Source organism: Paraburkholderia phenoliruptrix (genome assembly GCF_047325075.1).
Taxonomy (GTDB): Bacteria; Pseudomonadota; Gammaproteobacteria; order Burkholderiales; family Burkholderiaceae; genus Paraburkholderia; species Paraburkholderia phenoliruptrix.
In genome coordinates, this window is record NZ_CP168531.1 from 1055063 (window position 1) to 1069243 (window position 14181).

Consider the following 14181-nt stretch of genomic DNA (forward strand, 5'->3'; position numbering starts at 1 on the left):
ACTACGTGATACGCAAGGGCCGGTCATTGTCCGATACCGGACGCAACGCGGCCGGCCCGCGCGATGAAGGTAGCGGTTCGCGCGAACTTTCGGGTCCGGCGAACCTGCCGGATTCATCGCATCCGTCGCATTCCCCCGCTCCCTTCCAGCCTGTCGACCCATTCGATCCCTTCGAATCATTCGACGCGCACGATCGCGCCGCAGGCCGTGGCCCGCGGCGCGCGCAGTTCCAGTCAACCCAACCCGACCCATCCGCCGAGCCCACTTACACGCGCTCGCGTGGTTCATCTGGCTCTCGGGGTTCATCACGATCGTCCGGCTCTCGCCACAGCCCCGGCTCGCCGAGCCCAGACACCGAGCACACTCAAGGCGAAGTAAAGAAATCGCAACGTCCCGCGCGTTCGCTCAAAGGGCGCGCGCTAGGCTATCTGTCGCGTCGCGAGTACAGCCGTAGCGAACTCGCACGCAAGCTGAAGCCGTTCGTCGAAGAAAACGACTCGCTCGATACGCTGCTCGACACACTGGAGGCCGAAAACTGGCTGTCGGACTCCCGATTCGCAGAAAGCCTGATTCATCGCCGGTCGTCGCGGCTCGGCGCTAGCCGGATCGTCGGCGAATTGAAGCAGCACGCGGTGGATCAGGCACTCGTCGAGGAAGCCAGCGCCCAGTTGCGCGAAACCGAGCTGGCGCGCGCGCAGGCCGTATGGCGCAAGAAGTTCGGCCAGCTTCCGCAAACCCCAGCCGAGCGTGCCAAGCAGGCGCGTTTTCTCGCGTCGCGGGGTTTCTCGGGCGCGACCATCGGCAAGATTCTCAAGGGCATCGACGAAGACTGGAGCGGCGAATAAGCGGGCGGCCAACCCCGCCATAATCCCGCCCATAACGGGCGCGCAGCCGGCCGCTGCCGCACTCCCGCCTGTCTCAAATACCCAGTATGGTAAAATTCGCGGGTTTTCCAATTCGGCCTTTCCTTTTCGCATGCCGCTTTCCTCGTCAGTGCCCCGTCAGTTGCGCCATCGCCGCGCAATCCGGGCGGAAGCTTATGAACGAGCGGACGGCTTGTGGGATGTGGAAGCGTGCTTGACCGACGAAAAGCCACGCGACGTGGTGCTTGCGTCGGGCGTCCGGCCCAATGGTCAACCGATCCATGAACTCTGGCTTCGCATCACCATCGATCGCAAGCTCAATGTCGTCGACGCCGAGGCGTCGTCCGACTGGGTGCCCTATCCTGGGCTCTGCCAAGCCAGCAATCCCGCCTATCGTGCCCTCATCGGGCTCAATCTGTTCCACAACTTCCGTCGCGATGCTGCCCGTTTGCTGGCCGGCACGGCTGGTTGCACGCATCTCACCGAGTTGTGCGCGGTCCTGCCGACCGCCGCGATTCAGGCGTTCGCCGGCGACGTATGGAACACCGGTGACGACACGCGAGGCGGGAGTGCCAGTTCAGAAAACGGGTCGACTGACGGCGACGCCGAACGTTTAAACGAAAAACCGCCGTTCCAGTTGGGACGCTGCCATGCGCTGCGTTTCGACGGGGAGGCAGTGCAGCAGTTTTACCCGCGCTGGTATGGCCATGCGCCACGCCCAGCAGACCGCCCGGCATCGCCAGACAACGGGGCGGCCCGCCACGAAGGCAGGGGCAATGCGCCCGGCATGTTGGACGGTAGCGGAAGCGATGTTTAATCCAACTCTCAGACTGAAGGGAATCACGCATGAAGATTCACGAGTACCAGGGTAAGGAAATCCTGCGGAAATTCGGCGTCGCGGTACCGCGCGGCAAGCCGGTCTTCTCGGTGGATGATGCGGTCAAGGCCGCGGAAGAGCTCGGCGGCCCGGTGTGGGTCGTGAAGGCTCAGATCCATGCGGGTGGCCGTGGTAAGGGCGGCGGCGTGAAGGTTGCCAAGTCGCTGGAGCAGGTCCGCGAATACGCGAACCAGATCCTCGGCATGCAGCTCGTCACCCATCAGACCGGTCCGGAAGGCCAGAAGGTCAATCGTCTGCTGATCGAAGAAGGCGCCGACATCAAGAAGGAACTGTATGTCGGCCTCGTGATCGATCGCGTTTCGCAGAAGATCGTCGTGATGGCATCGAGCGAAGGCGGCATGGACGTTGAAGAAGTCGCGGAAAAGACGCCCGAGCTGATCCATAAAGTTGCCGTCGACCCGTCGACCGGCCTGAAGGACGCCGAAGCAGACGACCTCGCGAAGAAGATCGGCGTGCCCGACGCGTCGATCCCGCAAGCGCGCGCGATCCTGCAAGGCCTCTACAAGGCATTCTGGGAAACCGACGCATCGCTCGCCGAAATCAACCCGCTGATCCTGACGGGCGACGGCAAGGTCATCGCGCTCGACGCCAAGTTCAACTTCGACTCGAACGCGCTGTTCCGTCATCCGGAAATCGTCGCGTATCGCGATCTGGACGAAGAAGATCCGGCTGAAGTGGAAGCGTCGAAGTTCGACCTCGCGTACATCTCGCTCGACGGCAACATCGGCTGTCTGGTGAACGGCGCGGGCCTCGCGATGGCGACCATGGACACCATCAAGCTGTTCGGCGGCGAACCGGCAAACTTCCTCGACGTGGGCGGCGGCGCCACGACGGAGAAGGTCACGGAAGCCTTCAAGATCATGCTGAAAAACCCGAACCTGACTGCGATTCTGGTCAACATCTTCGGCGGCATCATGCGTTGCGACGTGATCGCGGAAGGCGTGATCGCGGCGTCGAAGGCCGTGTCGCTGAAGGTGCCGCTCGTGGTCCGCATGAAGGGCACCAACGAAGACCTGGGCAAGAAGATGCTCGCTGAATCCGGCCTGCCGATCATCTCGGCGGACAGCATGGAAGAAGCGGCTCAGAAGGTCGTCGCGGCTGCTGCGGGCAAGGCGTAAGCCGGGTCCGCGTCAGGCTTTCACAAGCGGACTCATCGAGCGGCTTTACAGGATTAACCAGGATTACGAATGGCGGCGCGCGTGTGAGGCATGAGCGGCGCGGGCGAAGAACATCTCGCCGCGTCGCGCCACCGGGCGGCGCCAAACGAACAGAGGTCAATACATGTCGATTCTGATTAACAAAGACACCAAGGTCATCACGCAGGGCATCACCGGCAAGACCGGTCAGTTCCACACGCGTGCTTGCCGTGAATACGCAAACGGCCGCGAAGCGTACGTTGCAGGCGTGAACCCGAAGCGTGCCGGCGAAGACTTCGAAGGCATTCCTATCTACGCAAGCGTCGCGGAAGCCAAGGCTGAAACGGGCGCGACCGTGTCGGTGATTTACGTTCCGCCGGCAGGCGCTGCTGCTGCAATCTGGGAAGCGGTCGAAGCCGACCTGGATCTCGCCATCTGCATCACGGAAGGCATTCCCGTGCGCGACATGATCGAGATCAAGGACCGCATGCGTCGCGAGAATCGCAAGACGCTGCTGCTCGGACCGAACTGCCCGGGCACCATCACGCCGGACGAGCTGAAGATCGGCATCATGCCGGGTCACATCCACCGCAAGGGCCGCATCGGCGTCGTGTCGCGTTCGGGCACGCTGACGTATGAAGCAGTCGGCCAGTTGACGGCAATCGGCCTCGGCCAGTCGTCGGCAGTCGGTATCGGCGGCGACCCGATCAACGGTCTGAAGCACATCGACGTGATGAAGATGTTCAACGACGATCCGGACACGGACGCCGTCATCATGATCGGCGAGATCGGTGGTCCGGACGAAGCGAACGCCGCTTACTGGATCAAGGACAACATGAAGAAGCCGGTGGTCGGCTTTATCGCCGGCGTCACGGCGCCTCCGGGCAAGCGCATGGGCCACGCTGGCGCGCTGATCTCGGGCGGTGCGGACACGGCCGAAGCGAAGCTGGAAATCATGGACGCCTGCGGCATCAAGGTCACGAAGAACCCGTCGGAAATGGCGCGTCTTCTGAAGGCGATGTTGTAAATCGAAATGGGCGCCCAGTTGCGGCGCCTTTTTTGATACGCTTACGAGATCCTTTCGTCAGCGTGCGGTTCAAAAGCGGGGGAGTTCAACACTCCTCCGCTTTTTTATTGGCCGCGCCTTCCGTTCCTCTTTATTCTTTTGCTCATGCTCGAGTTTCTCGCCACGCTCCATTGGGGCGCAGTCATTCAGATCATCGTTATCGACATTCTGCTCGGCGGCGACAATGCCGTCGTGATCGCGCTGGCGTGCCGCAATCTGCCGGCGGATCAGCGCACGAAGGGCGTGTTGTGGGGCACGGCGGGCGCCATTCTGCTGCGCGTGATTCTGATTGCGTTCGCGGTCGCGCTGCTCGACGTGCCCTTGCTCAAATTCGCGGGCGGGCTGCTTTTGCTGTGGATCGGCGTTCGTCTCATGGCGCCGGCGCACGACGCGCACGAGAATGTGAAGCCGGCCGACAAGCTGATCTCGGCGATCAAGACGATCATCGTCGCCGATGCCGTCATGAGTCTCGACAACGTGATCGCCATTGCGGGCGCGGCCGAGGCAGCCGACCCGCAGCATCGCCTCGCGCTCGTGATTTTCGGGTTGGTGGTGAGCATTCCGTTGATCGTATGGGGCAGCCAGTTGGTGCTGAAGCTGCTGGACCGTTTCCCGATTGTGATCACGCTCGGCGCGGCACTGCTCGGCTGGATCGCGGGCGGGCTCATCATCAACGATCCGGCCGGCGACCGTTGGCCGGTCCTCGACACGCCGCTTGCCGAATACGGAATGAGCGTCGCCTGCGCGCTCTTCGTCGTGGTTCTTGGCTATGTGATCAAGCGCCGCAACGCGAAATCCGCGGCGGCCTGAAGCGGCGCGTTGCGCCGAACGCGCGCCTCTACACATTCAACGTTAGCCATTCGGCTGACTGTCTGACACGAGCGTCGCTCGCTACGATTAAAGCGCCTGTTCCCGATCCGCGGAGCAGGCGTTTTTCGTTTCAGGAGCCTGCCGATGATCGTCACCTTGCCTTATTCCCCCTATTCCCAGTCCTCGCGGGCGCACGCGCGGCGCTCGCGAGCGCGTTGGTCCGCGAGACTCGCGCGAGCGTGCCGCCGCGTCGGCTCGCGTCTCGGCTTCGGCTTCACGCTGATCGAGCTGATGATCGTGCTTGCGATTGTCGGCGTGATCGCCGCCTATGCGATTCCCGCGTATCAGGACTATCTCGCGCGCAGCCGCGTGGGCGAGGGCCTGTCGCTTGCGGCCTCCGCGCGGCTCGCCGTCTCGGAAAACGCGGCGAGCGGCAACGCGTTCGGCGGCGGATACGCGTCGCCGCCCGCCACGCGCAACGTCGAGTCGGTGCACGTCGACGACGACACCGGCCAGATCACTGTCGCCTTCACGACGCGGGTGGCGCCGGCCGGTTCGAACACGATCACGCTGGTGCCGTCGGTGCCCGACAACATTGACGCGCCGACCGCGCGCGTTGCGTTGACGAAGGGCTCGGTGCAGGCGGGCGCGCTCGCGTGGGAATGCTTCGCGGGCGGCAAGACGGCGTCGTCGTTGCCGGCGCCGGGCGCAGGACCGATGCCCGCGCAAGCGCCCACGTTGCCCTCGAACCTCGCGCCGCCGGAATGCCGTGCGTGATAGAAGATTCAGCAGCCGTCAACGCGCAACGCGCGCACGGAAATCTGACGGTTCAAGTGTAAATCGCTGATTTTCGGGATATTTCGGCCCAGCCGGCGCACAGCGCAAGGATTTTTTTGTATAGTGCGCCGGTTGCTGACGCCCACCCGCTTACCCGATGCCCACCCCTTTCGCGCGTTACCTTTCTCTCGTTCTGTTGGCTCTCGCGTTGGTGCTGCCTTATGCAGTCGTCAACCATACGTACCCGATTCCGACGTTCTACGCTGAATTCACGGCGCTCGCGTTGTACCTGTTGATGGGCGCCGGCGTGGTTCTGCTGGTGGCGACCTCGCAGCCGCGCATCGGCTTTGCCTCGCCTGTCGTAGCCCTTGTGCCGTTGCTGTTCGGCTTGCTGCTCGTCGCACAATCGGTGCTTCTGCCCGTCTCTCAGCCGTCGATGAACTGGCTCGGCGGCGGTTTCCTGCTGGCCGCTTTCATGGCGGCGCACGCGGGCTATGGCTTCGCACGCGCGAAGCTCAATGAGACGGCGTTGCGCTGGGCGGCCGGCGCGCTGGTTGTCGGCGGATTGTTTGCGGTGTTCTGCCAGGTCATTCAGCTCTTTCATCTCGAGGCGCGCGTGTCGCCGCTCGTCGTCGCGTATAACGTGACGGTGGAGCGCAGGCCGTTCGGCAATATGGCGCAGGCGAACCACCTCGCCACCTATATTGCGTTTGCGATGGCGGGCGCGCTTTTCCTCGTGCAGACGCGCCGGATCGCCGTCGCGATCTGGGCGCTGGTGTCGACCATTTTCGCGGTGGGGCTCGCGCTGACGGTGTCGCGCGGCCCGTGGCTGCAAATGGGTGTGATCGTCGTGGCCGGCCTGTGGATGGCGCTCGTGCAGACGCGCGCCGAACCGCAGTTGCGCCGCAGCCATCGGCAGTGGCTGATTCCGGTTGCGCTGGCTGTGCTGTTCTTCGTCGTCAATGCGCTGATTCGCTGGGCCAATGTGCGGTATCACCTCGAACTGGGGCAGTCCGCCGCGGATCGCTTCAAGGACGCCGGCCAGATCGCGCCGCGGATCGCGCTATGGAAATACGGCTGGACGATGTTCCGGACGCATCCGTTGCTGGGCGTCGGCTGGGGCGAGTTCCCGAGCTATCAGTATCAGTTCGCGAAGGCGCTCGGCGGAGTGGAGATCGCCAACAACTCACACGACATTTTTATCGACCTGCTCGCGAAGACCGGTTTGATCGGCCTCGCGATCGTGCTGTTCGGCCTCGTCGCGTGGCTCGTGCGAGTGGTGCGCGCGCCGCAAAGCGCGGCGCGCGTATTCGGCATTGCGCTGATCGGCGTGCTCGTCATGCACGCGCTCGTCGAATATCCGCAGCAGTACATGTTCTTCCTGCTGCCGGCCATGTTCGTGTTTGGCCTGCTCGAGACGCGGCCGCTGCGGCTCGTGCCCGCGCGCGTGTCGTTCGGCGCATTCGCCGTGATCGTGTTCGGCGGCATCGCGGCGCTTTATCCGGTGTATCGCGATTACGCTCGCGCGGAGGTGCTGTATTACGGCTCGCGTCCGGCTGAACAATATCGCGCGGATCCGTCGTTCCTGTTCCGCGCCTGGGGCGAGTACGGCATGGCGACGCTTTTGCCGATGAACGCCATGGACCTTCAGCACAAGCTCGCCATGCACCGCCAGGCGATGGCGCTCCTGCCCGGCGAAACCGTGCTGCGCCGTTACGCCGTGCTGCAGGCGTTGAGCGGAGACACGGCTGCGGCATTCGACACGGTCGAGCGACTGAAAATTTTCGCCGAAGAGCTGAAGGACTGGCCGGCGCAGTTGAGCTATCTGTATCAGCTGTGCGATGAGCAGAAGACGCTCGCCGGTTTCAAGGCGGAATTGGTGAAGCGCTACGGCTTGCCTTCGAGCGATGTGGAGCAGGAAGACGATGGCGACGAGGAGTGAGCGGCGGGGCGGCGGCTGAAGGTACCGACCGGCGCGCGACGAACAGGAGCGCTGCGCGCGGTCACTCCGCCACCCAATCCCCCGACTTCCCACCATGCTTCTCCATCACCTTCACATCGGTGATGGTCATCCCGCGATCCACCGCCTTGCACATTCTGGTTTCGGTATATAGCCTTCGGATTACGGTCTTATAAATCAAAGGCTTACCGTACTCGAAGCGTTCGATCTTGTCCCACTCGGTTGATGAAGTGGGACTGCGTTGGGACAAGACTGGCACAACAATTCTTGTCCATTCGCCGGGTGTAAGTTTACGCGATCTACCGCATCCTTGGACGTGCGCCGAAGCGCGGCGACGTGCTGCACCGGCATTACGTCAGTCTTAATGCTCGCGATGTCGCAGGGCCGCTGGAACAGATTCAGGCGGCGTTACTCTCGTCAGTTATCTCCTTCACGTAGAATTGACCATCCTGTTCGGACGTAAGGTCGAGATGCAACTGCTAAAAGACATCGTGACGTTGTTGAGCGACAAAGACGGTTCGCTGACGGATGCGCTTCTGAAGACGAAGGTTCTGCTGCACCGGATCGGACACAAGGAACTTGCCGATTGGGTTAACGACGAACTGAACGGATACGGCGACGGCAAGTCGGTACCCGCCTATCGCGTCGTCGGCGCACGATTGTTGGGAAACGTTCAGAACAGTGCGTGGCAGTTTTCCAAGCACGGACTACCAACCGCGCATTTGCCGGACGATGTGCGCAAGAGTCTGTTGGAAGCTCCGTTGCGCGAATCGGTGGGTGTGCTCGAACAGTTCGCGGCGAAGCCAGACACTAGTCTGTCGATCCCCATCCCACCAGAATTCAACGGTTTGCTTGGCAAGGCGATCCAAAATGCGTGGGTCACGAGTGCTTGGACGCAGATTGAAGCGACCCAAATTTTAAGTGTTCTGATCGAGATTCGGTCGCGCTTGTTGGATTTCGTGCTAAATGTGCAAGATCAACTTGGTGACGTGGCGGAAGACAATATGAAGGAAGCGGCGAAAGGCATCGATGCTGCCGGGATGTTCGCATCAGCGGTGTTCGGCGACAACGCGACGGTCGTGATAGGGAATAGCAACGAAACCACGATTACGAACACCGTGACCAAGGGCGACTTCGCCGCGCTGGCGAAAGCCTTCAAGGACACCGGCGTCGCCGAAGCGGACATGGACGAACTGAAGGCCGCTGTAGACGATGACGATCCAAAGGCCGTAGCCGAAACGAAGCAATTTGGCCCGAAGGTCAAGGCTTGGATGGGAAAGATGTCCGAGAAGGCAATTAGCGGCGCATGGACCATCGGCATTGCTGCCGGTGGGAAGTTGCTGGCCGATGCTATTGGCAGCTACTACGGTATCAAGTGACGGTCGCGGTCGGGTCCGAATGCGCAGTGACGAACGTAGTCAGATAGCGTTCATTCATTGGTTTTCTTGACAGGAGATGGCGATGACCCCGGAAGAGCAACGCGTTGAAGAGCAAGCGGCACTCGAACGCGAGCGTCGGGCGTTCGAACGGCGACAAAAAGCCTTCATCAACGTCACAAAGCAGTTTCGCCCACACGGGACGGGGAATCCGTCCGCCGATGATCTCAATGAACTAGACGCAGCCGATGCTGAATGGCACGCTGCTGATGCGGAGATGCAGCGCATTGGCGAAGAGATTCGAACAGGCAAACGACGGTAGGGCAACCAGCCGTGCAAGATCAGGTCCAGTCCGAACTATTGTCCACCGTCAAGGACGTAGACGTTTTCCGCATCTTGCTTGCGGACCTACATGACGATCTGGCGGGTAAGGTCGCGCGGTTCAGGCAACTTGCCGACCTTTCTGCTGCGCTCGGTTCATCAGGGACGATGATGCCGGATGGTGAGACGGCCTTGGCCGCATGGACGGAAGCGCGGTCCAGCTTCGTTCACGGTAACTACGTGGCGACCGTGCTGCTTTGCCAAGGTCTTGCCGAACAGGTACTCGCGGCGCACCTTACCCTTGGCCTTGATGCCGAAGAGTTGCCAAGTCGGGTTTCATTCACCGAGACGTTGAACCGGTGCGTCGCGCGAGATGTCATCACGCAGCGGGACGCGGACGACCTTCGGCGTCTCATGAACCAGCGTAATCCACTCACGCACTACCGCTCTGTCGATGACCCGTCGAATCTTGAGCGTCGCATGTTGGACACCCGTCTTCCGGCAGAGACTCACCTGCTTACCGATGCAACATTCGCGATGAGTATGGCGATTCGGTTGCTGGCGTTGCCGGTGTTCCGACTGGGCGATTAGTACAGCAGTCCTGCCAACGGTGCGGTTGGATGTAAAGTGGTCGGTCGTCGCCGAATGATGGTTGTGCAGTCATGGTCGGTGTGCAGTGACGGTCGCCCGGTGTGCAGTAGCACGGCAACAGCCACCATCAGTGTCGATGCACTATCATCCCTGACGGTGACGGACACCGGATACCGCGACACCATCATCGGCGGCAGCTACCAGTGACATCGCTACTGGTGACATCATCAACGGCACACCACCGGCAAGGGCAACACTGCTGGCACCGCAATGGTGCCGCCGACTGTTGCGGTGGACCGGACCGAAGCAACAATTGTTACAGTGGACGCGCAACGGTACGCTACATTGGTTACTGACTGGCCTGCAATGGCCCACCATTACCACTGCGGATGCGGGTCGTTGTTACAGTGGTAGGTGGCATTGATGCTGTTGTCACCGTTGCAATGGACCGCTGTTACCACTGGTGATGACACTGTTACCGCTGCGGCGACACGACGGCGGAGCTGCAACCGGTGACTGCAACACTGGCACCCGTCACGGTGACACTATCGGCGTAGTGGTCGGTACACCGTCTACCATTGCTGATACACCTGATACCACTGAAGCTGCGGATCGGACAGTACCAGTGCAACTGGTCGTTATGGTGTTGCACGGTGGGTAGGGCGTCGATTGTATGGTTGCTCTCGTGGACAACCATCAATGGCCGTGCTGCAACGTGGTAGCTGACTGCAACGGTCGGAATCGAGTGTTGGCGCGACCCAACAAAATGCTACGATGTCAAGAGCAGAGTTGACAAAGTGACTGCGCTCTGGCACAATAGGCATTCAATTTGATGTGTTCGCGCCTTCTGCGGAACCTACCTGACGCGGCTTCTGCCGCAACGCTTCGACTGTTCTGGTCAAGCGTCTATATGATCCTTCTAGCAGTACCCAGCCGTTCCCAGACCCATTGCGTTCGCATGTTTCTTATGGCGTTGTTGCGCCTGATGAAAAGCCGTCCGGGGACTCAGTCTAACAACAGGCTTCCTTGTCGTTTGTCGGCATCAGCGCGAGACGCAATGCGACCCTTCGCGCCCATGATGGTCATTCGATAAGGATTGCGAATTTATTAAGTGCACTCGCACGTACAAAAATGTTGCGTTGTAATACATATGTAACCATTGTCCAATCGCCGTTTGGCATTCCGCTGCCTGCGGTTACGCTCTCCCGTGGTGCCGAATGATGTCGGCGCTACCTGTCCAACAAAAGCCGGTCGCCTTGCCGGTCAAGTTCGAAGGCATTCCTGCATCCCTGAAAAAGCGTTCGCAGTGGCTTCTATGGCAGTACGAGTATGACGGTCAGCGGTGGACCAAGGTTCCAAAGCAATCGAACGGACGCCACGCAAGCACGAAGAATCCCGACACGTGGACGACGTTCGATAAAGTCCGTGACGAATATCAGACCGGTGAGTTCGACGGTATCGGCATCGTTCTTGTCGATGACTTGTTCGGTATCGATTTCGATCACGTGCTGGATGCGAACCGCAACCCAGAAGCATGGGCTGACGAAGTGCTGCGACGGTTTCCGGGTACATACGTCGAGATTTCGCCGAGTGGCGATGGTCTTCATCTCTTCGGTCTCGGTGAACTGGTCGAATGCGGCAAGGCCGGTCCGGGCAATCGTCTCGAATGCTACGACCAGAAGAGTCCGCGCTACTTCACGATGACGGGCCATGAGTTCCGCAGCGGCTTCAATGTCACTGAACAGCAAGACGGGCAGCACTGGCTGTACGAACACTACTACAGCCAATCGACCAAGCCTGTTGATTCGAATGTCGTTGAACTGGTGCAGCCGCAGGGCAAGGTCCTGACTGACGATGAAATCATCGAAAAGGCTTCCCGCGTCGGTGACGGCGAGCGATTCCGCAAGCTGTTCTATGACGGTCACTACGTCGATCATCCGAGCGCGTCTGAAGCAGACCTTGCCCTGTGCAACATGTTCGCCCGCTTCACGCGTGACGCCGATCAAATTGATGGACTCTTCCGGCGATCCGCCCTGTACCGTGAAAAGTGGGACGAACTGCGTACTGCCGATCAGACCTACGGCCAGATGACGATCTTGAAGGCGTTGACCGGCGAGAACGCCACGAAGCAAGTCGAAGCCGCTGTTCCGCGCACTGGTGGATTCGTCCGTGCCGCCGACGCGATGGCCGAAACTTCCACTGTCGATTGGCTGATCGATGGCGTGATGGAACAAGGCACGTCCTGCATGCTGTTCGGTGCATCCGGCAGTGGCAAGAGTTTCGTTGCCATCGACTGGTCATGTTGCATCGCGACCGGCACCGACTGGCACGATCAAGAAGTCGCACCGGGTGCGGTTTTCTACATCGTCGGCGAAGGTCAGAAGGGCTTCAACCGACGCCTGCACGCATGGGAAAAAGCGAACGATGTATCCCTGCAAACCGCACCGCTATACCTGTTGCGCTCACCGGTTCCGCTGTCTGATCCCAACAGCGTGAAGCGGTTGGCCGACGACATCACGAAAGCCGCATCTGAGAACGAACCGCCACGAATGATCGTCATCGACACACTGGCACGGAACATCGGCAACTCCGACGAGAACAGCAACAAGGACATGGGCCTTCTCATGAACCTGCTGGATACCCACTTGCGTCTTCCTTTCAACGCATCTGTCGTCATCGTGCATCACTCGGGGAATGGTGACAAAGACAGGTTGCGCGGCGCATCTGGCTTGACTGGCGCTGTTGACTACGAATATCGCGTGGACAAGAAAGGTGACGAACGTTCCTTGGTTTCCAAGAAGAACAAAGAAGGTGAAGAAGGTACTGAATACCACTTCCGAATCGAGCGCGTGCCACTTGACGATGGAATGTCTTCTGCTGCCCTTGTAATGCTTGATGCGACATCGAAGAAAGCTGTTGGTGCCAAACTCAGTGATGCAGCGAGAAAGTGCTTGTGCGTGCTGCGAGATATTACCGACATCTACGGTGTCGAACCGCCAGACGAACTGAAACAGGCGTTGGGCTTGATGTATCCGCCGCTTGTCGTCCCGAAGAACAAGTTGAAACAGGCATCAATTGACGCAGGTATCAGTAACGGAAGCCCGGACGCATGTCGCAGGGCATTTGATCGTGCCCTTGACCGACTGGTGAATCACGCGAACTTGATCGCAACCCACGGCGATTACGTCTGGGTGAAGTGACAGACGGACAAGCCGGACAAGTCGATGTAACAAGAAGTCCAAGAACTTGACCGCCGACCTAATAAGGACGGACACGGACACACCCCTATAAGGGGTGCCCGGTTGTCCATAGGTGAAGTTTGAAATTGATTTTCTCTCTTCACCTGTGGCTAATAAAGAAGTGCCCGCGCGTCCTGCCCTTCACAACAAAGCCACTGACAATGGGTGCGCAAACCTAACAAGCATTCAGAAATCAACTCATGAAACAAGTATCCAGAAAGCAACGCACAAAATACAACAAATTCATCGCGGCAACGTCGCATATGGATGAAGTCCTTTTCGGCGAAGACTCGAACGATAGCTGCCTGAAAGAAAGCAGACCCGAAGCCAAGCATCTTCCGAATAATACGGCATTGAACGATGCATCGACGCCTGTTTCCGACACGACGAGTGCCCGTGTGCTCCAGACCTAAATCATAGCTCAATCTTTCCGTCAATCAGCATTTGGGCGCATTCGTATTGCCAGTTCGTTTGTCGATTGGTTTCAAATTTTTTGGTGCTGAAGCCCGTTCCCAACTGTAAATCTGATTTTGTATTGTGAAATACCACCTTCGGGCCAATAAGGTTGGCTGTCAGTTTGGTGAATAACGGCAAGTAGTCTTTCCCGCCAAGAAAAGTGATTTTATCGCTATTGTCTTCGAGAAGGCTAAGATCGGAAAATGAATCCGATTTTCTTCTTCGTGCGTAAGGTGCGACATTTTTTGCGGCGCTAAATGTGATGTCATAGTCTGGCGTCAGGAAGTCTGAGCGAATCAGCCCCCATCCCGCCGATAGAATGAAGATTTTCTCAATCCCAAATCGCTCAACCAATTTTCGGTAGATTGGATTAGAGTATAGATGGTAGGCCGGAAGTAGCTGAGACGGGTTTTTTTGATATTCCCTGTTGTAACTCAAAAGATGTTGTCGCCAAGTCTGCACGCCGTCAAACGAGTCATCTGGCCGAACGTAGACATAGCTGTCGCCATGCGGCGCAAGTTCTGGATGAGCGACGAACTTAATTCTCCGGTTGTCCGATGATCGAAATCCTGCATCAGGTTTGGGTTGAATTTTGCTTCCAGCGCATTGGATTACGATTTTCATCGCTCATGTTTCGTCGCCTATCGGGATGCCGACTGACGCTCGAATCTCCTTGATAGTTTCAATA

The 14181-nt window shown here is 59.2% G+C and carries 13 protein-coding genes and 1 pseudogene; 12 read left to right on the top strand and 2 right to left on the bottom strand.

All coding sequences use genetic code 11. The features are described 5' to 3' along the window. Window positions 1-5: 5 nt before the first annotated feature. The 7 genes from recX (at window position 6) to ACEN8U_RS16925 (ending at window position 7492) form a co-directional block, all read left to right on the top strand. A complete protein-coding gene (gene recX, locus ACEN8U_RS16895; protein WP_015003678.1) occupies window positions 6-845 on the top strand; it encodes a recombination regulator RecX in 840 nt (279 codons plus the stop codon). Between the two features lie 130 nt (window positions 846-975). After that, a complete protein-coding gene (locus ACEN8U_RS16900) occupies window positions 976-1680 on the top strand; it encodes a DUF2889 domain-containing protein (protein WP_013589533.1) in 705 nt (234 codons plus the stop codon). Window positions 1681-1709: 29 nt separating this feature from the next. Further along, window positions 1710-2879, top strand: coding sequence for an ADP-forming succinate--CoA ligase subunit beta (sucC, locus tag ACEN8U_RS16905; RefSeq protein WP_013589532.1), 1170 nt, complete (start codon window positions 1710-1712; stop codon window positions 2877-2879). 163 nt (window positions 2880-3042) lie between these two features. Further along, entirely contained in the window at window positions 3043-3924 is an 882-nt protein-coding gene (sucD, locus tag ACEN8U_RS16910) for a succinate--CoA ligase subunit alpha (protein ID WP_013589531.1), read from the top strand. A 144-nt stretch (window positions 3925-4068) separates the two neighbouring features. Further along, window positions 4069-4773, top strand: a complete 705-nt coding sequence (locus tag ACEN8U_RS16915; RefSeq protein ID WP_015003677.1) for a TerC family protein — start codon at window positions 4069-4071, stop codon at window positions 4771-4773. A 144-nt stretch (window positions 4774-4917) separates the two neighbouring features. Next, window positions 4918-5550, top strand: coding sequence for a pilin (locus ACEN8U_RS16920; protein WP_015003676.1), 633 nt, complete (start codon window positions 4918-4920; stop codon window positions 5548-5550). A gap of 157 nt (window positions 5551-5707) precedes the next feature. Then, window positions 5708-7492 (top strand): PglL family O-oligosaccharyltransferase, encoded by a 1785-nt coding sequence (locus ACEN8U_RS16925; protein ID WP_041745753.1) that lies wholly within the window; start codon window positions 5708-5710, stop codon window positions 7490-7492. A gap of 61 nt (window positions 7493-7553) precedes the next feature. On the opposite strand, the pseudogene moaC reads toward ACEN8U_RS16925, so the two are convergent. Continuing rightward, window positions 7554-7664: pseudogene (moaC, locus tag ACEN8U_RS16930) on the bottom strand (cyclic pyranopterin monophosphate synthase MoaC); the annotation flags it as partial. Window positions 7665-7950: 286 nt separating this feature from the next. Here moaC and ACEN8U_RS16935 point away from each other — a divergent pair. From ACEN8U_RS16935 to ACEN8U_RS16955, 5 genes are all read left to right on the top strand, one after another. Next, window positions 7951-8889: a hypothetical protein gene (locus tag ACEN8U_RS16935; RefSeq protein WP_413658600.1), complete on the top strand. Its 939-nt coding sequence runs from the start codon at window positions 7951-7953 to the stop codon at window positions 8887-8889. Between the two features lie 82 nt (window positions 8890-8971). Continuing rightward, complete coding sequence (locus tag ACEN8U_RS16940; RefSeq protein WP_413658601.1) at window positions 8972-9208, top strand: hypothetical protein; 237 nt, start codon at window positions 8972-8974, stop codon at window positions 9206-9208. An 11-nt stretch (window positions 9209-9219) separates the two neighbouring features. Then, entirely contained in the window at window positions 9220-9798 is a 579-nt protein-coding gene (locus ACEN8U_RS16945; protein ID WP_413658602.1) for a hypothetical protein, read from the top strand. Window positions 9799-11015: 1217 nt separating this feature from the next. Beyond that, window positions 11016-12998: an AAA family ATPase gene (locus ACEN8U_RS16950; protein ID WP_413658603.1), complete on the top strand. Its 1983-nt coding sequence runs from the start codon at window positions 11016-11018 to the stop codon at window positions 12996-12998. Between the two features lie 239 nt (window positions 12999-13237). After that, window positions 13238-13450, top strand: a complete 213-nt coding sequence (locus tag ACEN8U_RS16955; protein WP_413658604.1) for a hypothetical protein — start codon at window positions 13238-13240, stop codon at window positions 13448-13450. Window position 13451: 1 nt separating this feature from the next. Here ACEN8U_RS16955 and ACEN8U_RS16960 read toward each other — a convergent pair whose 3' ends face one another. Beyond that, window positions 13452-14117, bottom strand: coding sequence for a hypothetical protein (locus tag ACEN8U_RS16960; protein WP_413658605.1), 666 nt, complete (start codon window positions 14115-14117; stop codon window positions 13452-13454). Window positions 14118-14181: the final 64 nt, after the last annotated feature.

What these genes read in the sequence shown, in the direction of transcription:
- ACEN8U_RS16900 (WP_013589533.1), top strand. Translation starts at nt 976, where the DNA reads ATGCCGCTTTCCTCGTCAGTGCCCCGTCAGTTGCGCCATCGCCGCGCA.
- sucC (WP_013589532.1), top strand. Translation starts at nt 1,710, where the DNA reads ATGAAGATTCACGAGTACCAGGGTAAGGAAATCCTGCGGAAATTCGGC.
- sucD (WP_013589531.1), top strand. Translation starts at nt 3,043, where the DNA reads ATGTCGATTCTGATTAACAAAGACACCAAGGTCATCACGCAGGGCATC.
- ACEN8U_RS16915 (WP_015003677.1), top strand. Translation starts at nt 4,069, where the DNA reads ATGCTCGAGTTTCTCGCCACGCTCCATTGGGGCGCAGTCATTCAGATC.
- ACEN8U_RS16920 (WP_015003676.1), top strand. Translation starts at nt 4,918, where the DNA reads ATGATCGTCACCTTGCCTTATTCCCCCTATTCCCAGTCCTCGCGGGCG.
- ACEN8U_RS16925 (WP_041745753.1), top strand. Translation starts at nt 5,708, where the DNA reads ATGCCCACCCCTTTCGCGCGTTACCTTTCTCTCGTTCTGTTGGCTCTC.
- ACEN8U_RS16940 (WP_413658601.1), top strand. Translation starts at nt 8,972, where the DNA reads ATGACCCCGGAAGAGCAACGCGTTGAAGAGCAAGCGGCACTCGAACGC.
- ACEN8U_RS16950 (WP_413658603.1), top strand. Translation starts at nt 11,016, where the DNA reads ATGATGTCGGCGCTACCTGTCCAACAAAAGCCGGTCGCCTTGCCGGTC.
- ACEN8U_RS16955 (WP_413658604.1), top strand. Translation starts at nt 13,238, where the DNA reads ATGAAACAAGTATCCAGAAAGCAACGCACAAAATACAACAAATTCATC.
- ACEN8U_RS16960 (WP_413658605.1), bottom strand. Translation starts at nt 14,117, where the DNA reads ATGAAAATCGTAATCCAATGCGCTGGAAGCAAAATTCAACCCAAACCT.